The organism is Vibrio sp. TRT 17S01, assembly GCF_050113695.1.
Lineage (GTDB): Bacteria > Pseudomonadota > Gammaproteobacteria > Enterobacterales > Vibrionaceae > Vibrio.
The window spans coordinates 77347-99519 of the sequence record NZ_JBNJOG010000008.1 but is presented as its reverse complement, the minus strand read 5'-3'; the positions used below and the strand labels follow the sequence as shown (position 1 = coordinate 99519).

Annotated in this window: 20 protein-coding genes and 1 pseudogene; 16 read left to right on the top strand and 5 right to left on the bottom strand. The window is 41.2% G+C overall.

What is annotated here, in order from left to right; all coding sequences use genetic code 11:
* Positions 1 to 8: 8 nt before the first annotated feature.
* Positions 9 to 1364, top strand: a pseudogene (locus ACQEXS_RS13935) (fructose-specific PTS transporter subunit EIIC); the annotation flags it as partial.
* A gap of 68 nt (positions 1365 to 1432) precedes the next feature.
* Here ACQEXS_RS13935 and ACQEXS_RS13930 read toward each other — a convergent pair.
* Positions 1433 to 2434, bottom strand: a complete 1002-nt coding sequence (locus tag ACQEXS_RS13930; RefSeq protein ID WP_367990039.1) for a LacI family DNA-binding transcriptional regulator — start codon at positions 2432 to 2434, stop codon at positions 1433 to 1435.
* 270 nt (positions 2435 to 2704) lie between these two features.
* Here ACQEXS_RS13930 and ACQEXS_RS13925 point away from each other — a divergent pair, with 270 nt between their 5' ends.
* Genes ACQEXS_RS13925 through ACQEXS_RS13895 form a run of 7 tightly spaced genes read left to right on the top strand, consistent with a single transcriptional unit; the run spans position 2705 to position 8839 of the window.
* Positions 2705 to 4465: a class I mannose-6-phosphate isomerase gene (locus tag ACQEXS_RS13925; protein WP_427014227.1), complete on the top strand. Its 1761-nt coding sequence runs from the start codon at positions 2705 to 2707 to the stop codon at positions 4463 to 4465.
* A gap of 4 nt (positions 4466 to 4469) precedes the next feature.
* Entirely contained in the window at positions 4470 to 4898 is a 429-nt protein-coding gene (locus ACQEXS_RS13920) for a PTS sugar transporter subunit IIA (RefSeq protein WP_427014226.1), read from the top strand.
* Positions 4899 to 4908: 10 nt separating this feature from the next.
* On the top strand, positions 4909 to 5403 hold the full coding sequence (locus ACQEXS_RS13915; RefSeq protein ID WP_367990036.1) for a PTS system mannose/fructose/N-acetylgalactosamine-transporter subunit IIB: 495 nt from the start codon (positions 4909 to 4911) through the stop codon (positions 5401 to 5403).
* Positions 5404 to 5435: 32 nt separating this feature from the next.
* The gene (locus ACQEXS_RS13910; protein ID WP_427011315.1) at positions 5436 to 6239 is read left to right on the top strand and encodes a PTS mannose/fructose/sorbose/N-acetylgalactosamine transporter subunit IIC; all 804 of its coding nucleotides are present in this window, start codon (positions 5436 to 5438) and stop codon (positions 6237 to 6239) included.
* Positions 6239 to 7087 carry a PTS system mannose/fructose/sorbose family transporter subunit IID gene (locus ACQEXS_RS13905; RefSeq protein WP_367990034.1) on the top strand — a complete coding sequence of 283 codons (849 nt, stop codon included), beginning with the start codon at positions 6239 to 6241 and terminating at the stop codon, positions 7085 to 7087. The genes ACQEXS_RS13910 and ACQEXS_RS13905 overlap by 1 nt, the downstream gene beginning before the upstream one ends.
* 56 nt (positions 7088 to 7143) lie before the next feature.
* Positions 7144 to 8283, top strand: coding sequence for an AGE family epimerase/isomerase (locus ACQEXS_RS13900; RefSeq protein ID WP_427014225.1), 1140 nt, complete (start codon positions 7144 to 7146; stop codon positions 8281 to 8283).
* Positions 8273 to 8839 carry a glucose-6-phosphate isomerase family protein gene (locus tag ACQEXS_RS13895; RefSeq protein WP_427014224.1) on the top strand — a complete coding sequence of 189 codons (567 nt, stop codon included), beginning with the start codon at positions 8273 to 8275 and terminating at the stop codon, positions 8837 to 8839. The genes ACQEXS_RS13900 and ACQEXS_RS13895 overlap by 11 nt, the downstream gene beginning before the upstream one ends.
* Before the next feature lie 54 nt (positions 8840 to 8893).
* Here the strand turns inward: ACQEXS_RS13895 and ACQEXS_RS13890 are convergent, their stop codons facing one another.
* From ACQEXS_RS13890 to ACQEXS_RS13880, 3 genes are all read right to left on the bottom strand, one after another.
* Entirely contained in the window at positions 8894 to 9409 is a 516-nt protein-coding gene (locus ACQEXS_RS13890; protein WP_427014223.1) for an outer membrane beta-barrel protein, read from the bottom strand.
* Positions 9410 to 9570: 161 nt separating this feature from the next.
* Positions 9571 to 10092 carry a hypothetical protein gene (locus ACQEXS_RS13885; RefSeq protein ID WP_367990030.1) on the bottom strand — a complete coding sequence of 174 codons (522 nt, stop codon included), beginning with the start codon at positions 10090 to 10092 and terminating at the stop codon, positions 9571 to 9573.
* Between the two features lie 5 nt (positions 10093 to 10097).
* Entirely contained in the window at positions 10098 to 11192 is a 1095-nt protein-coding gene (locus ACQEXS_RS13880; RefSeq protein ID WP_367990029.1) for a hypothetical protein, read from the bottom strand.
* A gap of 477 nt (positions 11193 to 11669) precedes the next feature.
* Between ACQEXS_RS13880 and ACQEXS_RS13875 the strand changes: the two genes are divergently transcribed.
* The 8 genes from ACQEXS_RS13875 to ACQEXS_RS13840 are packed head-to-tail and all read left to right on the top strand — an operon-like array spanning position 11670 to position 21695.
* Entirely contained in the window at positions 11670 to 12245 is a 576-nt protein-coding gene (locus ACQEXS_RS13875; protein WP_367990028.1) for a hypothetical protein, read from the top strand.
* A 16-nt stretch (positions 12246 to 12261) separates the two neighbouring features.
* Positions 12262 to 12828, top strand: coding sequence for a hypothetical protein (locus ACQEXS_RS13870; protein ID WP_367990027.1), 567 nt, complete (start codon positions 12262 to 12264; stop codon positions 12826 to 12828).
* Positions 12825 to 15548 carry a CS1-pili formation C-terminal domain-containing protein gene (locus ACQEXS_RS13865; protein ID WP_427014222.1) on the top strand — a complete coding sequence of 908 codons (2724 nt, stop codon included), beginning with the start codon at positions 12825 to 12827 and terminating at the stop codon, positions 15546 to 15548. Before ACQEXS_RS13870 ends, ACQEXS_RS13865 begins: the two co-directional genes overlap by 4 nt.
* A gap of 10 nt (positions 15549 to 15558) precedes the next feature.
* Positions 15559 to 16248, top strand: a complete 690-nt coding sequence (locus ACQEXS_RS13860; protein WP_367990025.1) for a hypothetical protein — start codon at positions 15559 to 15561, stop codon at positions 16246 to 16248.
* 10 nt (positions 16249 to 16258) lie between these two features.
* Complete coding sequence (locus tag ACQEXS_RS13855; RefSeq protein WP_367990024.1) at positions 16259 to 17362, top strand: hypothetical protein; 1104 nt, start codon at positions 16259 to 16261, stop codon at positions 17360 to 17362.
* Complete coding sequence (locus tag ACQEXS_RS13850; RefSeq protein ID WP_427014221.1) at positions 17362 to 18198, top strand: LysM peptidoglycan-binding domain-containing protein; 837 nt, start codon at positions 17362 to 17364, stop codon at positions 18196 to 18198. Before ACQEXS_RS13855 ends, ACQEXS_RS13850 begins: the two co-directional genes overlap by 1 nt.
* Positions 18199 to 18209: 11 nt before the next feature.
* Entirely contained in the window at positions 18210 to 19556 is a 1347-nt protein-coding gene (locus ACQEXS_RS13845; protein WP_427014220.1) for an Ig-like domain-containing protein, read from the top strand.
* A 12-nt stretch (positions 19557 to 19568) separates the two neighbouring features.
* Positions 19569 to 21695 (top strand): hypothetical protein, encoded by a 2127-nt coding sequence (locus tag ACQEXS_RS13840; RefSeq protein ID WP_427014219.1) that lies wholly within the window; start codon positions 19569 to 19571, stop codon positions 21693 to 21695.
* Positions 21696 to 21700: 5 nt separating this feature from the next.
* Here the strand turns inward: ACQEXS_RS13840 and ACQEXS_RS13835 are convergent, their stop codons facing one another.
* Positions 21701 to 21940 carry a hypothetical protein gene (locus tag ACQEXS_RS13835; RefSeq protein ID WP_367990020.1) on the bottom strand — a complete coding sequence of 80 codons (240 nt, stop codon included), beginning with the start codon at positions 21938 to 21940 and terminating at the stop codon, positions 21701 to 21703.
* Positions 21941 to 22173: the final 233 nt, after the last annotated feature.

The following is a 22173-nucleotide window of genomic DNA, read 5'->3' as shown; positions in this document are numbered from 1 at the left end:
CTAGTGAGATGAAGCAAAAGCTCGGCCGTATCAAAGAACACTTGTTATTTGGCACCTCACACATGATCCCATTCATTGTCGCAGGTGGCGTGCTGCTTTCGTTATCGGTCATGATTTCTGGTCAAGGAGCAGTCCCGGAGAGTGGCATCTTAGCGGATATTGCCCAAATGGGTATTGCTGGTTTGACGCTGTTCACTGCGGTGTTGGGTGGGTATATTGCTTACTCCATTGCAGACAAACCGGGTCTTGCGCCGGGTATGATTGGTTCTTGGGTTGCTGTGAGCCAGTACAGCACCGGTTTTCTTGGCGCAATTGTTGTCGGTTTCTTTGCTGGTTTTGTAGTTCGGCAACTCAAACGAATTAAACTGCCAGACAGCATGAGCTCGCTTGGCTCTATATTTATCTATCCGCTTGTGGGCACTTTTATTACTTGTGGTGCTGTCATGTGGGTTATTGGTGCGCCAATCGCCAGTGCAATGACAACCATGAACGAGTGGTTGGCAGGAATGGCGGGTTCAGGAAAAGTGCTGCTTGGTACCATTTTAGGTGGGATGACCGCCTTTGATATGGGTGGCCCTATCAACAAAGTTGCGACACTTTTTGCGCAAACTCAGGTGGATACGCAACCATGGCTGATGGGTGGTGTGGGCATTGCTATTTGTACGCCTCCTTTAGGTATGGCGCTGGCAACCTTCCTTTCACCTAAGAAATTCAAACGTGATGAACGAGAAGCAGGTAAAGCTGCAGGTATCATGGGGATGATCGGTATTACAGAAGGGGCGATTCCATTTGCTGCTGCCGACCCAGCGCGTGTACTTCCTGCCATTGTTGCTGGTGGTATCGTTGGTAACATTACTGGCTTTATGTTCCATGTGTTAAACCATGCGCCATGGGGTGGCTGGATTGTTCTCCCTGTTGTTGATGGCAAGATTGGTTATGTTGTTGGGACATTAGCGGGTGCGCTCACAACGGCATTGATCGTTATTTTACTTAAGAAGAATGTCACTGAGGATGAATCTGAAAGCGCTGTCGCAGAAGTCTATGCATCAGTTGAAGGTGAGGGCGAAGCCGACATTCTTGCGATTACTTCTTGTCCTTCAGGTGTGGCACATACATTCCTTGCGGCCAAATCATTGGAAAAAGCGGCCCATCTTTTGGGAATTAAAATCAAGGTGGAAACTCAGGGCGCAAATGGCATCAATAACCGCATTACTGCCAAAGATGTGGCTAATGCGAAGTTTGTGATTTTTGCTCACGATGTTGCGATCAAAGAACCTGAACGTTTTAACGATTTGCCAACACTGGATGTCACAACAAAAGACGCAATGCATAACGCAACGGCATTAATCCAGTCAAAGCTTTAACTCTCTATAGTCACCCCCTATGACTATGCTCCAGCCCCTCATTGAGAGGGGCTTTTTTGTATTGATGGCTAGCAGCACGACTCCCTAATTTGAAGCTTAGGGGGAAAGATAGTGCTTTTCACCGTCTGCTTATCACCCTCCATTCTCGCCAGAATCAGCTCACCCGCAACTCGGCCTATCTGCTTTGCGGAGACAGAAATAGTGGTGAGTGCAGGCATGGAGTCTGCCGCTTCTGGTACATCATCAAAACCGACGACAGCGATGTCTTTACCCACTTGCTTTCCAATGGCTTTGATTGCACGCATAACACCAAACGCCACGATGTCTTGATAACCGATCACTGCGGTAATCTCAGGGTGTTGCTCTAACAGCTCCTGTGTGATTTTTGCTCCTTCGGTACGGCTCGCAGAACAGCTGCGCACATAGCTTTCACGAAATGGAATGCCATGTTCCATCAACTTAGATAAATACCCGCCAAGTCGGTGTGAGCGTGTTTTCGAACCTTCCAAACCACCGATAAAACCAATATGAGTGTGGCCGAGTTGGATCAAGTGTTCGGTAGCCAGTTGTAGCCCCATAAAATTATTGGTGCCGACGAAATCAAAGAGATCATCACCAAGTGGCCTAACTGCCAGCACGACGGGAAGCCCGCGACCTTTAACGGTATTTAAATAGTTGATATCGGTATCGACAGCTGGACATATCACCACACCTCCAGCATTTTGGCTTAGCAATGAGTCAATGAACTTATCTTGCCGTTCGACACTTTCTTCTGAGTTGGCGAGAAATAACATGGAGTTTCGTTCTTCGAGAAAGTGGCTAAGGCCGGCGATGAGCTCTGAGTAAAAGGGGTTGGTAATGTCGGGGGTGACTAAGCCAACGAGGTTACTGCGTTTGTGCCGTAAGTTGGCGGCCGCTTGATTGTATACATAGCCAAGTTCCTCAACAGCTTTCAACACTCGCTCTCGAGTTGGTTCGGAAATTCGCCCTTTGTTGGTTAAGACCATAGAAACGGTCGCGGTTGAGACCTGACAATGCTTCGCGACGTGTGCAATTGTTGCTTTTCCCATCTGTTCACCTCATCAAGACACTTCAGCCTAGCGTTCATTAAAAGCCTATTTTCTAACTATATGTATCACTGTTATGAATGAATTAATTCTAGGTTAAACGTTTAATCTTATTTGATGCATTTTTAAACGATTTATTTGTGATCGTACACTTACAAATGCCAATAGATCGAGATTAAACAAAGATAAATGATAGGTTAAACACGTTAACCAGTTTGTGGTTTTTATGACTCATTGATTAAATTGTCATCAGAAGGCAATCAAAGGTGATGTATGAAGTATTTATCTGGTCAATCGAATTATGACAAAACACCACACATCGAAGTGAAGGGTTATCAGCACCATGCACAACGAGGCTGGGCGAGTATCGTAAAAACACTTGAGAACAGTGTCGCTCAGGGCCATAAACATGTGTTAGTGATTGATACCTATCATGGCGTCGATCATGATGAGTTACTGCAACAGCTTATCGCACCGCTTAATCCTGCTGTTGTGATTTCTACCGACTCCGCGAAATATGAAGAAACTTATATTCATGCCATGTTAGAGCGTCATATTACGGATGACCGCGTATTTGGCGTGATAGCTCCACATAAACTAGAAGAATTTTTCGACCAAGAGAGATTAGCAGATTTATCTGAGTTGGTAGAACAGTGTGAAAGTGGGCTCATTGTGGTGTACGGCCATGGTGCAAGGTTAGTCGCGCAAGGAGATACCTTTGTTTACGCCGACATGGCGCGCTGGGAAATCCAACAGCGTTTTCGCCGAGGAGAGCTTGGAAACTGGGGTGTCGATAATTTTAACGAAGATGTGCTACGCCGCTATAAACGCTCTTTCTTTATTGAGTGGCGCGTATTTGATCGCTACAAAACGAAGTTACTCGATGCGGTTGATTTCTTGCTCGATACCAACAGTGCGATGGACCCGAAATTGGTCACTGGTGAAGCGTTTAATGCTGGGCTTCGTCAGGCAACGCGACAGCCTTTCCGCTTAGTTCCTTTCTTTGATCCGGGTGTCTGGGGTGGGCAGTGGATGAAACAAGTCTGTGATTTGGAAGCGGACAAACCAAATTATGCTTGGTGCTTCGACTGTGTGCCGGAAGAGAACAGTTTACTGCTCAAATACGGTGACGTCACCGTGGAGATCCCTTCTCAAGATCTGGTCTTGATGCAACCTAAAGCCTTGTTAGGCGAAAAAGTACATGCACGATTTGGGGCAGAGTTCCCGATTCGCTTTGATTTCCTCGATACGATGGAGGGTCAACATCTTAGCTTGCAAGTACACCCGCTAACGGAATATATCCAGAACGAATTTGGCATGCACTATACCCAAGATGAAAGTTACTACCTCTTGGACGCGGGTGAAAATGCGAGTGTGTATTTGGGAACGAAAACTGGCATTAATCCGGATGAAATGATGGCGGATTTGCACGCTGCTCAACGCGGTGAAAAGCCTTTCGATGATGAAAAGTACATCAATCAATTTCCAGCGAAAAAACACGATCATTTTTTGATTCCTGCCGGGACAATCCACTGTTCTGGTTCTGAATCGATGGTTCTGGAGATAAGTGCCACACCTTACATTTTTACATTCAAGCTATGGGATTGGGGACGCCTTGGAATGGATGGGCTACCACGTCCGGTGCATTTGGATCATGGCAAAGAGGTGATCCAATGGGACAGAGATACCCAATGGTGTGAAAGCAATTTGATTAACGCGGTTGAGCCTATTGCTGAAGGCGCAGGTTGGCGTGAAGAGAAAACGGGTCTGCATGACAGAGAGTTTATTGAAACGCGCCGCCATTGGTTTTCTGAGCCAGTGTTACACCAGACATGTGGTGCGGTAAATGTACTTAACTTAATTGAAGGGCAAGAAGCACGAGTGATCAGCCCAAACAATCAGTTTGAACCGTTTGTTGTCCATTATGCCGAAACCTTTGTGATTCCGGCTAACGTGGACGAATACATCATTGAACCACATGCTGAAAGTGTCGGGCATGAACTGGCAACCATTAAAGCGTTTGTAAGAGGATAATTAGATGATTCATTTTATTGTTGCGACACATGGACCGTTGGCACAAGCGCTGATGGCCAGCGCCAATATGGTTTTTGGTCAGCTAGAAAACACCTCCTGCATTTGTTTGACCGAAGAAGGCGGTATTGAACAGTTCAAGCGAGATTTTGATCAAGAGATCCGCAAGGTTGCCCCTCACTTCGATGGCATTGTTGTGTTGTGTGACCTTGAATGCGGCACACCTTACAACGTGGCGTGTACCTACGCGTTTGACCGTGAATTTGAAACCAATGTGGAAGTCGTGACAGGGGTTAACTTTCCCACTTTATTAATGACAGCAGAGTATGTTGAAGAAGATGACGCACTCGTGGTCGCACAAAAACTACACAAAGAAGCACTCAGCACCATTGTAATTGCGGAGTTGATTGATTCGACGGAAGAAGACGATTTTTAAGGAGCTTGTTATGGCCATTTCATTTGTACGTATTGATGACCGGGTGATCCACGGTCAATTGATGACTCGTTGGGCAAAAGAGCTGCCTTGCGACGGTATTGTCGCGATTGATGACGCGGTTGCGGCTGATCCACTGCTCTCTCAAGTTATGAAAGGCGCTGTCACGGATGTCAAAGTTTGGTTATTTGATACGGCGACTGCAATCACCAAGCTTCCTAAAGTCATTGCGAGTGACAAAAAATATTTCGTTATTGCTAAATCCCCGGTCACGCTGCAGAAAATCAGCGAGTCGGGAATTGACCTGACCAACCTTAATAAAAAAATCAACGTTGGTCCTATGAGTGCTCGTGAGGGCACGACAACCATCGGTGGAAATCAGTGTGTTAATGCAGAAGAAATTACGGCATTTAACTATCTGAGCGATGCCGGACATCAGATTGAATTCAGATTAGTGCCCGATGCCAATGCATATAGCTGGCAAGACGCACAACAAAAACTGAAGTAACCATGCTTTAACGTGAGCAAAAGGACAAGATTATGTTTTTAGAAGCAGTACTTATCGGGATACTTTGTTATCTCGGAGCGCTATCAAGCCCTTGGCTGATGGGGCTAACCGGTGGCTGGTACACCATTACTCGCCCGTTAGTTTCGGGGATGCTCGTTGGCCTTATCCTTGGTGATTTACAAACCGGGATCATGGTTGGTGTGGCTGTGCAAGCAGTATACATCGCGATGGTCACACCAGGTGGTGCGATGCCAGCAGACTTAAACTTTGTAGCGTTTCCGGCCGTTGCCCTCGGGGTTATGTCGGGGCAGGGGGTTGAAGTGGCCGTTGCGATTGCGGCAACCATTGGTATCGCCGGAACCATTATTTTCAACTTCATGATGGTCCTTAACTCCTACTGGAACCACCGAGCTGATCTGGCAATAGAAGCGGGTGATGAACGTGGGGTATACATGAACTCCGCCATTTATCCGCAAGTCACCAACTTTTTGATGCGCTTTATTCCGACATTTATCGCGGTTTATTTTGGTAACCAGTACATCGAAGGTTTCATGGCGAGCTTGCCAGATATGGTGATTGACACTATGTCCGTTCTAGGTGGCATTTTACCTGCTGTGGGTATCGCTATCTTGCTGAAGCAGATCATCAAAGACAACAGTATGTTGATCTACTTCCTTGTTGGGTTTGTTGGCATCGTTTTCTTAAAACTGAATATGCTGGGCTTAGTCACGATTGGTGCGCTATTCGCGTTGATTCACTACAACTACAAGCCAGATCCACAACCTTCTGTAGCAGCACAAAATGCAGTCGCTGATGACGATGAGGATGAATTCTGATGACTGAACTTAAACACCCGACAGAAAACACTGGCAGCTCACGGGTAGAGCTGGATAAGAAAGATCTAACCAAATGCTGGAAAGCATGGATGATGTACAACCTGTCTTCAATGAGCTTTGAGCGTCTTGAATCGTTTGGATTTTGTTTAGGCATGATGCCGGCACTAAAGAAGCTGTATCCAAATAAAGAAGATCGTATTGAAGCCATGAAACGCCACGCTTCTTTCTACAACACGGAGCCACAACTGGGTGCCATCATCAACGGTATGGCCGTGGGTATGGAAGAGAAAAAGGCGAATGGCGAGCCACTTGATGGGGAAACCATTAATACGCTCAAAGTCGGTTTGATGGGGCCTGTAGCAGGTATCGGCGATTCGATGATTCCGGGAATGTTGATCCCAATACTACTGAGTATTGGTATGGCACTTGCCGCTGGTGGCAATATTCTTGGCCCAATTTTTTATATTGTTGCTTTTAACGCCATTGCGCTTATTGGTTCATATCAGCTGTTTATGAAAGGCTACAAGATGGGTGCAAGCTCAGTGGAAGTGTTAGTCAGTGATAAATCCACCAAAATACGTGAAGCGTTATCGTTGCTTGGTGTGTTTGTCATGGGCGGTGTTGCGGCAAGCTATGTGAACCTTGGCACCGGGCTGGAGTACGCCACAAAAGATGGAGTCGATATCAGTATTCAAGCCATGTTGGATGGAATCTTCCCTAAATTACTGCCTTTGCTGGTTGTTCTAGGAACTTGGTATGCAATGGCGAAGAAGGGACTAAGCCCAGTCAATGCAATGTTAGCACTCGTTGCTTTCTCCGCCATTGGTGTCGCACTCGGTATCTTCTAATTTCTACTGGCTTCTGAAGGCAACGCTAATCAAAGCGTTGCCTTAGGGATAACAAAATGAATTCTTTATCTTTTCAGGCTGCACGCTGTCAGCGCTGGCTGACTTCTTACGCCTTACCAAAATGGCAAAACAGTGTACTTAAAGAGCATGCATTGTTTGCTGAGGGGATACGTCAAGATGGTGAACTTTACGCACCATCATTGATTCGGTTTCGAGTGCAACCAAGACAGATTTACGTTTTTAGCCACGCAACATTGCTTGATATGTGCGACGCTACAGAGCTTGTTAATGATGTTGTAACGATTGGCTTATATTATTACGGTTCTCCAGAGCAGGGGTTTAAGTTTGCGTTAAGCAAAGAGTTTGACGAAGGTCCATCACAGATTTATCTATATGAGCAAGCGTTCGCTCTGCTGGGGTTTGCTTGGCATTACAAGCTCACTCGTAGCCAAGATAGTTTAAATAACATGTATGTGATGTATGACTTCATTGAGCGTGAACTCAGTTCTGATCGTCAACCGGGCTTCTACATCTCAACCGAAAGCTTGAATGCGAAAGGGCAAAATCCTCACATGCATTTGTTTGAAGCCTTGATGGTTGCTTATGAAGCAACGGATGATGCTATTTGGCTTCAGCGTGCCGGTAACATTTACCAGCTGTTTAATATGTACTTTCTACGTGATGATCATCTCGCAGAGTTCTTCAATGCGGATCTCTCATTAGATAAAGAGACGGGGACGCACGTAGACCCGGGACATCATTACGAATGGATTTGGTTACTTAATCACTACCAAAAGTTGACTAACGCTGATGTGACCGAACAAATAGAGAAGTTACAGCGTTTTGCTCAGATATACGGTCACAACCCCAATCAATTAGTTCGGGATGAAGTCTTGTCTACGGGTGAAGCATTAAGGCCGACATCACGCTTGTGGTGCCAAACCGAATACTTAAAAGCGTGTATTGCACTGTGGGAGCGCAACCCTACGCCGATTCGTGAAGCTGCGATATCATCCGCGGTTGATCATATTTTCAAATACTACATTGAACCCGCAGAAAAGGGGTTATGGGTCGATCAAACTGACAAGTATGGTTTCTCGCAGCAGCCTCATTCTCCGGCGAGCACGTTCTACCATATATTTTTGGCATTTGCTGAGTTAATTAAAGCTGAAAAGGAGTTAAGCCATGGAAGTTAAGATTCCTCCGTACGTGAACTATATTTCGGGGCAAATTCGTTCTGAGGAGTTGATGTGCAAAGAAACGACATTAGGGTCTTTAGAAGGGGTGTTTGAGGACAAAAACGCTTATGAGAAAAGGGACCCGAACGAAGTTATTTATTGCGTTGAGATGTTTCCACCTGAACAGACGGAAGGAGAGCTCAATTTTGGCGTGACTCACCTTAATCCGGGGACCGTTGGAAATGAATATTACATGACCCGTGGCCACATTCATGAGCGAGCAGAACAAGCCGAATATTATTTTGGTGCCGTTGGTGAAGGATTGCTGATCCTACAAAATGAACAAGGCTGTGTAACAGTAGAAAAAGTGTTTCCTGGTAGTGTCCACCATATCCGTAGTGTGGTTGCCCATCGCTTGGTTAATACAGGTCGCGAAAGATTATCCGCTTTGGCAGTTTGGCCAGCGGTGGCAGGGCACGACTATACCTTCATCGAAAATGAAGGCTTTGGCGTGCGCATACGTCGCGGGGAAGACGGATATCAAATCCACAAAGTCGATAAAAAAGCTCAGTAAGAAGCTAATCCATGCTCCTTTAGCCAGTGCCTCCCCCGTGCTGGCTTTTTTTGTTTAAAAGCCGTAAACGATATTGAGATTGACAGAATTGACTTCAATGTCGCTACCAACAAAGTCTCCTGAATATAGCCGACGGTATTCGACATCAAGATAAAGTGGGGAGCCTTTTTTGATTCTAAAACCGGCGCCATAGGTCACATCAGTCTCCAAATCATCAAAGCCGCTGGTGTAAATACCAGAGATTCCCCCGACACCATAGAGAGCAAAGTATTCATGGATAGGAACAATACCCCGAGCGAGTAGTGAGCCTTGACCATCGAACATATCAGAACGACTCGATACTCGAACTAACTCTCTGGCTTCTATCGCAAAGTACTTGGATGGTTGGTAACCAAAAATAACCCCAACTGAGGAAATATCAGGTTTGTCATCGACTTGATCGACGCCATTGATATCCACTTCAGAAAAGCTACTCGCAAGACCAAGATAGAAGTCATCAAAATTGTCGGTGTTTGCGTATGAAAGCGATGTAAACGACATCAAAACTAAGCCTAGCCACTGTCTGATCATTTTATGTCTCCTTATTGTTCTTTTGTTTAAGCCTAGTCGTAAAAAAGAAGAGTGTTGGAAGAAGTTTAAAAGAGTGGTGTTTTAGACAGAGACTTTTGGTTTATACATAAAAACGCCCAAGCAATATCAACAATGCTTGGGCGTTTGGTTATGTTAAATCGTTAGTACTTAGAAATACGTTTTACTTTCTTTTTCAACCAATAGTAGTTGTGGTAGTTACCATAAGGTAAATCGTCATACTCATGGTAACCATTAGTTCTACGCAATTTATACGTTGTAAATTGGTCTTTGTTAACAAATCCAATGTAGAAACTGTTATCCATATTGGAGTTTTTAATGCCATATGGGTAGTCATTGGAATAGTTGTTATAAGGCGCAATTTTCTTATTTCGTTTAATTGCAGTATTAATGTTATCAGCGAGATAAATCATTTTTCTGCTTTCACTTCCACTCACTGTTTGCAGTGTATAGAAAGAGCGATTGCCATCCTCATTTGTTTTTGAGTAGATTCTATCTACCAAGGCGTCGTTACTTTGATAAAGATCATTTGGCCATTCACACGCTTTCTCTGTGTTATAGCAATAGAAAGCAGGATGTTCGTATAGCTTCTCATTTGGGTGATTGTGGTAACATCCAGAAAGAACCAATACGCTACCTATTATTGTCGTTAATTTTAGATTCATATTAATTACTTCCATTCTACCGTGTTTACAAATTCCCAGTTCTTATCACTATAATTTCCTTTAGGAAACTCATAGTATTTAATGTGTGTTTTATTATCGAAATTCAATTTTTTAAGCTTATAAATTGAATAGCTATTCTTTTTGTAGAGAGGTTTAACGAATAAATCACCGACTTTAGGGTTTAACTCTGGATCGCCCCAAGCTTTATGATCTTTTATGGTATTGTTTTTCTCAATCGCATCGCTAGATGATTTACCCAAGTAAATCCAGTATTGGTTGTTGTACTCGCCAGGGAAGCGATTATAACGGCCATCCACTTTGTAACCCGCTAGTGAATAGAAGTGGGTACCTTTTGAGGTATCGTTTCTAAAAATGGAGAATGCCGTCTCTTTTCGGTCATTAATGCCCCATACTTCACCGAATGTTTCTTCTGAGCGGCTAAGTTTTTTAGTTTCCGTACATTTTTCAACGTTTGAGCCATCGGCAAACAAAACGGTTGCACAAGAATAGATGCCATCAATCAAGTTTCCGTATGCATCTGTTTCCGGGATACGGTCGTAGTCGATAAAGATTTCATCTTCTGCTGCGTTTGTAAAAAAGGAAACGTTTTGGCTGCTAACTAGTGCTCCTTTATCTGAAAATACTTCATGTATCATTTCATTACTGTAACCAGTAACCACACGCATATCGATAATAGAGTGAATATAAGAGATGGTATCAGGATATGCTTCAATGAGTGCGATGTTTAAATCCACCGTGAAACGACTCGAACGTGCACTTCTGATGAAATTGCTTTGTGTATAAGTATCGCAATTAAACGAGTCATCCTCTGCTACACAAAACTTATATGTAGTAGGCAGACTATTTTGAGCGATAAATGATTTGTTTTTAATAATATCGCCTTCTGACGACTCCCAATAAAACTCACGGAAATTACCGTTTTTGTCGAAGTTTGAAATTACTTCGCCATCATAATAACCAATTAAATGATTTGATGATTGAACAATATTTGCACCTTTTATTTCACTTGTAGATGCAAAAGAATTAAAACTTATTAAAGCTGAAAGAATGACTATGTTACTTGTCAACTTTGTTTTCATATATGAACTCCATTTGTTGGCTGTGTTGATTATTATCGTGTTAGCAAACGGTAAATATCAAGCTCTTGTGCGAAAGTTAAACAATAATATTTCTAAATAAAAATATTAATTTATTGGAAAGAAATCTCTTCTTTAATGGGTAATGTATTTATTTGCAGGTAACTCATTGATTCTTATGGCTTTTGTCTGATTTTAAATTTTACTAATTCCAATTAATGTATATAAATAATTTTTGGGTGATAATTGTTAATGTGATTTAATTTTAAAACGAGCAAAAAATATAGGACCATTGTGTTGTAAAGCGAATTTATCCGTTGTTTTTTGTTGGTTCTTCTACCTCAGAATATAAGTGAATTCGTCTTGCCGGACGTCTTATCTGTATATATTCAGATAGGTCAATAACTAAGTTTATGTGAAACGTTTATGTGAAACATTTCTTCTAAACATAGACATTAACTTCTAAAGGATGTTGTAAATATGAAAAAATTTGTCCCATTAATTTTGGCAACAATGGTTGGTGGCGTGTTCTCTACTTCTGCAATCGCTGCGGACCCACAAGCTACTGTCGTTTGGAATGGTTTTGTTGGTAGCAGCGTAGCTGGCGATAAGCTGGTTATTACTGGTGCTGGTGGTGTTGAACTAAATGATGCAAATACTCGCGGTACTCTATTTGTAAATAATGACGGTACATTCACATCAAGCGAACTGACGCTAGAAGCGCGTTCTAATGATTGGAAAACGGGTGACACCGGTAATGCAATCGACAACCCAGTTATTGGTGCACTAAAAGATGCAGACTGGAAAGTAACAAAAGTGGAATACATGTTGGGCGGCAACATCGTTCAGTCTATTACACCGAAAGTAACAGATACTCTGTCTAGCACAGACTTTACTGTAGGCGGTACTGGTGTTGCTAAGAAACAAACGCTTAGCCTACGTGTTTCAAACGCGACTCCAATTACAAAAACAACTGATCCAAACGTAAACGTAGAAGGTGCTGCAAGTGTTGCGGTAACCGTAGTGGCATCAGAAGTTGTAACAGCAACACCATAAAGGTTGTTCGTGCAATATGCGCGGTGTATTTCACCGCGCTAACCTTCAAAATAATTCAAAGTGGTTGCCTATGTTGTATAAGTCTATTTTTAGTATTGCGTGCTTTTGCTTAATAACCAATGCCGTCTCAGCGAAAGTTATTGAGCGTGAGTTTCGTGTAAGTACTGATATAGACAAAAGTAAATTTTTTTCCGAGATGATTACATCAGTGGTTGCGACGCCGAATAACTTTATCGCGGAATATAATGGAACAACAAAAACATTTAATTCAAAAGATATAACTTTAGATATTAATACCAATATCCCTTTAACAGATAATTCACTTAAATATTCTGTTAGGTTAATAGAAAACACATCCTCATGTTTTGATAGTCAAGATAACGTGGTAATAGAAAACATTACTTCGTTAAAGCTTGATAATAATGTATTTGAACTTAATAAGCCTATCAAATTAGATTTTAATGCTACTGATAGTAACAGTCATGCTTCAAAAAATACATTGGCTGTCAGCTTCGGTAGTTTAGGTAGTGATGCTTTTAGATGTCAGGGGAACATCGTTACTTTAGTGGAGTTGTCATTATGAATATGAAACTGTCGCTACTTTTGTTTACTGCTGTATTTTCTGCTGGCTATCCTACGTCTTCATCTGTCGCCAATGAGATCCCTGAAGGATTTGAAGAGTTATTCAGAGAAAAGCTCTTATATTTGGATTTTCAAACACCTAATGGCGAATTTAAGAAAATAGAGGCGTTTATAAAGTTTGGCCAAATTCGTGTTGCCGATGCTCGTTTTTTGAACTCAATTCGTGATGTGTACATAGAACAAGGTGTAACGAAAACTTTCGCTCAACGATTTGTTGAAGATCTACAATCAGGTGTCAATTTTACCGATCAATGTACCACGTTATTAAAAGATTGTATTTTGCCAACAAATGATTATGAAGTTGCTTATGATGAATTCAATAATCAGGTCTATGTATGGTTAGGAAAAAGTAATTTTTCAGAAGATTTTTTGAAACCATTAGAAGATATGGTTTATGCCGATGGAATTAACCGAGATAGAGCGTTAATTAACCACTTTGATATGTACTTAAGTCAATCAAATGACTTTAATTACTCTTTTTACAATCAGTCATTACTTGGTTTGAAGTATGGCTATATCAGTACTGATATTGAATATAGCTCTAGCGCAGGATTTAAGACAGACGAAGCGTTATACCGATTAAATTCAAGAAATAAGAAATTCGATGTTGGATACTCAAGGTACTATACCAGTTTCAACAGTACCGATTTTTTGCAGAAAGACTACCTAAATAATGGTACGTACTCTGTGAAGTTTGGTAGTTCAAATGAATTGCTTTTGGGTGATGTAAGAGAATATCAGAAGCACTTTTTCTACTCACCAACCGATGGATTATTGTTGATCAAGCGTGGTGAGAAGATCTTACTGCAACAAAATGTGGTTCAAGGGCAGGGTTATTTCACCAACGCTCAACTACCAAGTGGCCGCTATGATGTCGACGTTATTATTCTTGCAAATGGTGTTGAGGTCTTAAATGAGAAGCGAACCATTCAAAACAGCTCATTTAGCAACCTATTAGTAAAAGATTACGACTACTTATTAGAAGTCGGCCGCTATGCGGAAAGCACGGACTCAATGACAATGAAGGGCCCGAGATTTGGTCGTGCATCTGTCTCTTATAGAGCGTTGGATACCTTAACATTAGGTGCGTCTCTTAATGTTACAGACTACGAAGATTACGCCGTCATCGGTGGTAGCTATCAACTTAACCAGAATTTTGCCATTAATTCGGTTTACACATTGTTTAGTGATGAGTCAAACGAGTTATTTGTTTCTTCAAACATCATGGGACTGGATATCGCCTACGAATCATTTCGATATGGCGAAGGTAGCGCTCTCGAAGGTTTGCTAACAACGCCGAATGACTACCGTTATATCTCAGCTTCTTATGGGGCAAGCTTTAATGGTGGTTCCGGCTATCTAAGTTACACATACAATATCGATGAATTGGAAAGTGGAGATCTTGTTACACAGAAATTGGATCTGAACGTTAACCTTCCTTTCTTTGTTCAAAGTCGCTTAGATTTATTTAGTTCATATGACTTTAATGATGAAAAAGCAGTTAGTGATCGTTTTACGCTGGGAATGAACTTAACGCTTCCTTTAAATGATAGTATTTCTTACTCACATTATTCTGGCTTGCATCCTGACGGCGCGTTTTATTCTTCGAATTCAGCATCAATGGAAACTGAATTGGTTGATGACGAGATTAGAGCAAGAGCATCTATTTTAGATGGTACGTTTTTCGATAACGGTAAGAAGACGCAATCAATTCGCTCTGGAACCGTCGGTTTAGACCAAAACAGTGAACATTACAAAATGTCGTTGTATGGCTATGCGAACAATAAGCAGTCTAGAAACGCTAACTTGGCGCTAAACAGCTCTCAAATTGTCACTAAAGACAGGGTTAAAGTAACCAGCCAAAAAGCAGATTCCTACCTTGTTGTCGATACGGATAACAATATTCGACTGAAAGATAACAAAAATAAATTTGGGATCCTTCAGGTGAATACGATGAATGCAAAAGGGAAAGAGAACCTAATTCATTCTGAGGGGATAACCGATGAATCTTTTGTTCAGACCCTACCTGAATATAAAAATATAAAAGTTAAAGTCGAAACGAGTAGCTTAAGTTTGAACAATGAAGGTAATGAGAACTATGTGATGTTTAGTTACCCAGGTACGGTTGCGATCATTAATACAAAAATCACCAGAACATTAACATTTGTCACGATGGTGACTGATATTTTTGAAAAAGATATTACGACTCTTAAGTGTGTTGGTGATGGATGTATCGATATACAAGAAGTTATTTCTGGCGTTTACAAGGTTTCAGTAAAAGAAGGGTCGCCGTTCAAACTTCAAGCAGAAAATTCATTCTGCTTATTACCTGATTTAATCGAATCAGAAAACTTAAATATGGGTACGAACAAGTGTCTACCTGATATCTATGAAATTGGTCAGTATCTAGAGTTTGATGAAGATCGACGGATTTACTATATCGGACGATTTAAGGAATCTGATTTTGACAAGTTTGCTCAGCAAATAAGAGCAAATAATCCTTCTGGTGAAATAATTAAGACAAAAGTAGGTAAGAGTGTCGTTGTTCATTTGTTAGCAGAAAAGTATGCGAGTGTAAATGTGAATGGGTTTGATAAGTATGCATCTGACTTACGTGAACTGGTTGATTTGAATAGTGTTGTTATGGCATCTACTAACTGATGGGGTTTGTATGAAATATTTTCTTTTGGTTTTCTTTGTATTATTGAGCAGCTATGCATATGCATTTCGAATCGATTATATGCTTATTACTGCTGACGACAATGGCAATGGTGTTTTTACTGTTGGTAATAATATGGATTACAGACAGTTCATATCAACAAGTGTTGCAGAGCTTTATGTAAAAGACGGCAATATATATGAAAAACCGTACACCAAGAAAAATATAAAAGAGTGGGAAGTTACACTCACTAATCCTAAATTCATTTTGAACAGAGATGAAATGAAACAAGTTGGTGTTCTTAGCTTGTGTAATGATCGTTGCAATGAAACGGAAGACAAGGTTTATAAGATAACGTTTTCTCCAGAACCATATGGCGAAGAAAAAGTAGTCAATGTTAATTTTGGCTATGCCCCATTATTTATAATGCCAGCTAAACAAGCGAATATTAGTTATAAAGTTAAAAATACCGGTGAGACATTGATATTTGAAAATACAGGTAACACTTACTTAAGGTTCATGGTCGATGGTTGTGAAGATGCAGATTCACAAAATAATTGTAGGCTGGTTAAAACATCTCTAGCTGGAAGATATAGAGAATATGATTTACCCGACGTGGTAAAAAACAAAGACATTGAAGTTTTAATCATTAACCATGATGAATCTTATAAGAAACGAGTTCTTGTAAGGCGAGAACTATAAGGTGGAAACAATGAAAATACTAAAAAAAATTGGTGTCATATTTTTGTTGGTATTCTCTGGCCAAGCTTTGGCTTCTTCACTATTGGTAAAAATTAAAATCGATTCAAATGGAAACCTATTTTTAAACCAAAATGATAGCAATATTATGCATGATTATTTTGGTGGCGCAGGAATGTACACGACAACACGTTGGTATATTGAGCAAAATGTACCAACAGTCACCACATGGCAACCGGGTACCTTCCAAACTAAAACTCGACCATTAGTTATCAAAGTTGGGAGCTCATATAAGGAGATTCCGATCAGTGTTATTGGGGTGAACTATCGGACGAATATAGGGGGAACATCGAGTTCGTTTTCTGTTGTTGATGGTGCTCTGGCCTCTGGTGTGACCGTTTGTTCGGATGGGGATACATTACGAACTAACGCGACGGAATTCCATTTAAGGCAAGGAAGCTCTGAAACGGGTGGCGAACCATGTGTATCTTCAAAATATATCGTTAATAGCGAAGAAAGAAACCCATTTTATTACCTTAAACCAGTTTTTGAAATTGACAGTAATAAAGTGAAAAATGCATTCAATGACTTACCTCCTGGTGTTTACAGAGGGAGCATAATCGTTCCGTTTCGATATTATTATAAATCCCAAAGTAATGTCGTGACATACAACACCATTACAAGGACATTGAACTTTGAAATTGACTATCAGGTCAGAGGATTATCCATTATTTCTGTTGTTGGTGATGGGAATATTATTCCAACCTATAACAAAACTAAGAAAACGGTTTCTGGTTCAACAGATTTCAATATTACCGCTCAAGGTGAGCTAAATAATGGTTTGTCGATAAAAATTAAAAATCCTACGACGGAAGATTTTGTATTAAAAAGTTCCCAAGGATTCAAACCAATAAAATACTCAATATCTTGCTCTGGTTGTTCTGATTCTAGTTTAGTAAACGCAGGTAATGTGGTCAAAAGTGATACCAAAATTAATACGTCTGGTTCACCTATTAACTTTAAAATATCCGTTTCTTATAGTGATATATCCAGTAATGATGTTGAAACAGGCAAATACAGTGATTCCTTTACTCTTATATTTGAAGAGGGACTTTAATGAATAAAATTAATAAATTTCTAATTGGTTGCACAATACCTTTTGTTTCTACGAGTTCCTTCGCGAATACACTTTCTGCTGATGTGAGTGTGTATACAGAGAATGAGGTAGAAGAAACGACACAGTTTAACTATGGTGCAGCAATTAATTATTCTATGTTCAAGTATCTTTCGCTTGATGCTGGTGTCCTATATAGAGAGCCTAAACCTTCCGTAACCGTAGAAGAACGCTCTGTATTTCCTGACTTTGGTATGAAACTTATCTATCCAATGTCTGAAAACGCCAGTGTTTTTATTGGGGGAGGCGGGCTGTTGGATAAAAAGGACGTCGTTCCTAGAGCGGATTTTGGCTTCTTCTATAAATTGTCAAATGATGTTGACCTAAAAGCAGGCTATCGATTTGTTTATGGTGAACCTGATAATAACTTCGTTGAAGATCTAGATATGTTCTGGTTAGGTTTAAATTACAAAATTATTAACCCTGATAAGGAACAACAAGCTTCTCGTATAAATACGCCACCTAAATTAGAAGAGAAAACGGTCGTTGAGTTAGAAAAAAGACCACCACAGATTGTTGTTAAGGAGCCTGAGCCGTTACCTGAGTTGATCATCGATCCAACACCTATCCCTGTGCCTGAAGTTAATTCTTGTAAGTACTATCGCGTTGAAAAGGAAGATTGGCTATTAAAAATTAGTCGAACTTTGGGAGTTTCTTTTGAAGCATTGATCAATTGGAATTTACGCTCATTCGATAACCTAAGAGATTATGACCTTATTTATCCTGAAGAGATCATCACTGTAGATCCGAATGGTCAAGAATGCATTGCTAATGAATGAGGACTCGTAAGATGAAGTTTACTCTTAATCATGCTTGGTTATTGGCACTGTCGGCTTTGCTACTAGGATGTAATGGTGGTGAAGAGGGGAGTGTTAATGAAGATACGAATCAAAATAATGTTCTGCCGACATTATTTACTTCGACATCAGTGAATTCTGTTTTCTTAGGTTCTGACTATGAATCTACCGTTGATCTGAGCTCAGATGTCGGTTCAAGTGATGGTATAACTCCAGAGGTTGTTGACGCTAAATCTATTTCTGAAACATCTACATGTCACTTGGTTGGTTTCGATACGAAAGAAGTAACGGTGTCTTCAACAGAAACAACTTGGTGTGCTTTTGAGTATACGGTGGAACATCCCAATACACGCCAACGTATGAAGGGGACAAAGTACATTAGGGCTTATTCGGATGTCACCAGTTTAACGACGGGTGATTTGACCACGATAAATAAGAGTACGAACCTAGGTGTAACACTTACTATCAATTTGGAGGATCAGACAGATTTTCCTACAGGTGGGACACTAAGTAACATTGAGGTGTTTGGGGGAGGTGCAGCTTCAACCAATGGCAACGTCATTACGTTTTCAAATGATGCCATCGGCCATAGTTACATCTTGTATCAAGTGCACGATGCATCAAGTAACGTTCATTTAGGTCGTATTGAAATCGCTACGGGTACTGGTATGTCAGCACCAAACGCAAGGACGACCTTGGTGCTCAAATATGACAATAAGCCGATACGTGTTGGTCAGAAAATTGAAATTGAGGTGGATGCAGACGATCCAGATGGTGATACAGTACAGCTGATTGTCGCCATCCCAAATACCGGGAAGGTATCTTTTCCCAATGATCCTAACTTCGACAATAAGAAATTCTTCTATACGCCATTACAAGCGGGTGAAAACCTTATTACATACGTTGTTTCTGATAAGAAAGGGGGATTTTCAAGCGCTAAGGTTGTTGTGACGGTTGAATCACCTTTTGACACCTTTACCGTTGGTTCTCTCACTTACCTCCCTCCGATGGATTATGTATCGGCTAAGAGCCTTGGCATTCCTATTTATGATGCTGGCGTTGGTAATGGAACGACGGCTCCAACAGACGTAAACCTTTATACGGTAGATTTTGATATTGCCAGTGCGTTGTGTAGTGCAAAAGGGGGACGTCTACCTACTTCAACCGAGCTTGTTGCTGCACATACTGAGAAGGGAAACCTGTTTAACGCCAGTAATTGGCCTGTCTCCAATCCCTATTTTACGAGTTCGTTTTCCTCCGATAACAAGGTGGTTAACCTGAGTAGTGGCGCTTTGTCTACAGGCAGTTTGACTCGGTATTTTTATGCGTGCGTTAAGTAAGGTGGATGAATTATGAATCGATTTCTAATCACGTTAATAGTGCTTGTCCTATCTGGTTGTAATAGCTCGGGTGATGAGAGTACCAATGCAGACAAAGGTACGAGCGATAATACGCAATCGGAAACAACAAATTCAACGGACGGGTTTGTTTACCACCGAGTTACTGATCTCAATACAAAATCGTTGAAACTCGACGAAATTATTCCGGGGAAAGATGCAGCTTCCTTTACTGAAGGCTTTTCCATTTACCCAGTATTTGGAAATTGCTCATTGCCGTCAGAAAATAGTGACTCTTTACCGATTTATTTTGATGAAGATGCTCAGTGGTGTGTGTACAAATACAGTTTTGATAATGCAGGGAGCTCTTCAGCTTATAGCAACCCTGAAGCCTCTACGTACAATGGCAATTTAGTGGTCGAAGCGCGTAACACCAGCATCGACGAGCCAGTTCCACCGACGAGCAATGCGGCTTTTATAAATGATAGTTTTCAAATCAAGCTTTCCAATCTGGTGCCGTATGGTGTTAATGCAACCGTTGATAAAAGTACCATTTATGTAGATAAAGGCACTTTTGTTCCTTCTACCACGGATGATGACAGAGGGCATTATGTTGCTCCATCCCAGCCGGGTCATGATTACATACTCATGTATGCTGATAAAGCGGACGGTGGACGGATCCTGATTAGAATGGATATATCCGTGAACTTTAGATTTAATTTCCCGCCTAAAGTTACCGACTTTGATTTCTATGTTGATGATGGTTCTGCAACTGGACGACCTGTCAGAATAGGAGAAACCGTCTCGATTGATTTGAAACCTTATGTCTCAGATAGTAATCCGCATTTAACTCCGGACGTTCAAGACCCGTTATCGCTAGTTAAGGTGTACTCGAATTCCGGCACAATCAGCGATATAAATGCGAATGGGTTAACCTTTAAATACAAAGTAACTGACTCGCTTCTTAATTCTATTTCGTATGTTGTGACTGATGCGAAAGGTGGAGTAGGCATTGGACGAATCAACATCAAGGCTTCTAGTGTTTATCAGAATGTCGTTGTTAACGGCTTGGAATATTTCCCTCCATTAGATAATTTGCAAATGCAATTAGCAGGGTTTGAAACCAAGGACGTTATTGTCGGCAATGGAACATCTTCACCAGATGGTGTGAAGGCTTCAACGGTAACGTTAGCCGTCGCAGATGGTATATGTCGTGCCCGAGGTATGGATTTAGCCACACCGGCGCAGTTGACGAATTTGTTCAATGAGAAAGGTAACTTATTTACAGCAGCAAAATGGCCTGTGGATCGTCACTATTGGTCAGATTCAGGCATCGCGATTACTACTGTCAATTTGTCAAACGGTGTAACAGGGAGTATGCCGGCGACGAGCGGTGGTTACTACTCATGTGTTAAGCAGGCTGTATATAAAGGAATTGCGTTTAGAAACGAACCTTATGTATTAAGAAATGACTCTTTTTCTCCAGTTGTATTAGAAGTGGTTTATGAAACCCAATCAGGTACTAAAGTCACTTATGATGGCCCCAAGTTGGCATGGAACGCTAATGTCATGGATGTGAATAATACTTCTCTACGTCTCGCTGTGTTTGGCTCTGGAGGCAGTGGTACAAATCTCAATGTAAATAGTCTTGTTGTCACAGGGGAGGGAGGCAGAGGCAAAATTATTGTCGCCTCTGAGGATGGTAATTATAAACTAGAAAGAGAAGTAGACTTTGCTTTATATGCAGGTGTCCCCGGAACCATTAATAATGGACGTGCTTTTATACTCTCAAGTGACTCAGAAGATACACACACAGTGGGCTTCAATTGGTGTACAAACAAAGGTTATCGTAGTTACGCAGCGAGTTACACGACAGTGGATGCCAGAAATTCCAATGATAATAGCCATAAAGTAATTGCGAATAATGTTGGCTCACTCGCTAGGCTTGGTCTGGACGTTAATACCAAACCCAATTATCTACATGCCGGTTGGACCGGGAGCCGCAGCGCTCGTTCGTTTAAGTTTCCTGGCGATCGAACTTATAGTGTAGAGAATACGAGTGCAGCCCCAAATGGTAGAGCAAAATATGTGTGTACTCTTCAGGCTCAAGAAAGTGTCATTAGTTGGGATGCGTTTTATTGATGTTGTCATGTGTCATTGCACACTAAGGCGACACGTTCATTAATTTTAGTTACATAAAACGGGTAGTTAGCTTCACTATGGAGCTGGCTATCCTTTTTATATACGATCTTAATAAACTCTGTTGTTAATTTGTGGTCATCAATTGCTAACGGTACTTGGCCTACCCACATTAACGTGACAGCGAGAGTTGGCTTGGCAAATACCAAGATAAAAAGGGCGATTAGTGATCGATTAAATAAGCTCATAGCATTTCCTCGTATTGCATATGATTTAATAATTAAATCGGATGAAAAATCGATTACTTTAATTTGATTTGGTTAAATTTTATTATTAAGTATTATTATCAAAAGTGTGTAATTTGTGGTCTGAATTCATACCACAAGAGGAAATAAGCTTGATAGATAGGCGCAGTCGTTTCACTAAAGCGAAGTGGGCCATTTGAGAATAATGAATAAGGGCGCACCTTATTGTGTAAGAG

What these genes read in the sequence shown, in the direction of transcription:
- ACQEXS_RS13895 (WP_427014224.1), top strand. Translation starts at nt 8,273, where the DNA reads ATGGAAGTTAAGATTCCTCCGTACGTGAACTATATTTCGGGGCAAATT.
- ACQEXS_RS13845 (WP_427014220.1), top strand. Translation starts at nt 18,210, where the DNA reads ATGAAGTTTACTCTTAATCATGCTTGGTTATTGGCACTGTCGGCTTTG.
- ACQEXS_RS13925 (WP_427014227.1), top strand. Translation starts at nt 2,705, where the DNA reads ATGAAGTATTTATCTGGTCAATCGAATTATGACAAAACACCACACATC.
- ACQEXS_RS13880 (WP_367990029.1), bottom strand. Translation starts at nt 11,192, where the DNA reads ATGAAAACAAAGTTGACAAGTAACATAGTCATTCTTTCAGCTTTAATA.
- ACQEXS_RS13870 (WP_367990027.1), top strand. Translation starts at nt 12,262, where the DNA reads ATGCGCGGTGTATTTCACCGCGCTAACCTTCAAAATAATTCAAAGTGG.
- ACQEXS_RS13890 (WP_427014223.1), bottom strand. Translation starts at nt 9,409, where the DNA reads ATGATCAGACAGTGGCTAGGCTTAGTTTTGATGTCGTTTACATCGCTT.
- ACQEXS_RS13850 (WP_427014221.1), top strand. Translation starts at nt 17,362, where the DNA reads ATGAATAAAATTAATAAATTTCTAATTGGTTGCACAATACCTTTTGTT.
- ACQEXS_RS13860 (WP_367990025.1), top strand. Translation starts at nt 15,559, where the DNA reads ATGAAATATTTTCTTTTGGTTTTCTTTGTATTATTGAGCAGCTATGCA.
- ACQEXS_RS13930 (WP_367990039.1), bottom strand. Translation starts at nt 2,434, where the DNA reads ATGGGAAAAGCAACAATTGCACACGTCGCGAAGCATTGTCAGGTCTCA.
- ACQEXS_RS13855 (WP_367990024.1), top strand. Translation starts at nt 16,259, where the DNA reads ATGAAAATACTAAAAAAAATTGGTGTCATATTTTTGTTGGTATTCTCT.
- ACQEXS_RS13905 (WP_367990034.1), top strand. Translation starts at nt 6,239, where the DNA reads ATGACTGAACTTAAACACCCGACAGAAAACACTGGCAGCTCACGGGTA.
- ACQEXS_RS13885 (WP_367990030.1), bottom strand. Translation starts at nt 10,092, where the DNA reads ATGAATCTAAAATTAACGACAATAATAGGTAGCGTATTGGTTCTTTCT.
- ACQEXS_RS13915 (WP_367990036.1), top strand. Translation starts at nt 4,909, where the DNA reads ATGGCCATTTCATTTGTACGTATTGATGACCGGGTGATCCACGGTCAA.
- ACQEXS_RS13875 (WP_367990028.1), top strand. Translation starts at nt 11,670, where the DNA reads ATGAAAAAATTTGTCCCATTAATTTTGGCAACAATGGTTGGTGGCGTG.
- ACQEXS_RS13835 (WP_367990020.1), bottom strand. Translation starts at nt 21,940, where the DNA reads ATGAGCTTATTTAATCGATCACTAATCGCCCTTTTTATCTTGGTATTT.
- ACQEXS_RS13910 (WP_427011315.1), top strand. Translation starts at nt 5,436, where the DNA reads ATGTTTTTAGAAGCAGTACTTATCGGGATACTTTGTTATCTCGGAGCG.
- ACQEXS_RS13920 (WP_427014226.1), top strand. Translation starts at nt 4,470, where the DNA reads ATGATTCATTTTATTGTTGCGACACATGGACCGTTGGCACAAGCGCTG.
- ACQEXS_RS13900 (WP_427014225.1), top strand. Translation starts at nt 7,144, where the DNA reads ATGAATTCTTTATCTTTTCAGGCTGCACGCTGTCAGCGCTGGCTGACT.
- ACQEXS_RS13840 (WP_427014219.1), top strand. Translation starts at nt 19,569, where the DNA reads ATGAATCGATTTCTAATCACGTTAATAGTGCTTGTCCTATCTGGTTGT.
- ACQEXS_RS13865 (WP_427014222.1), top strand. Translation starts at nt 12,825, where the DNA reads ATGAATATGAAACTGTCGCTACTTTTGTTTACTGCTGTATTTTCTGCT.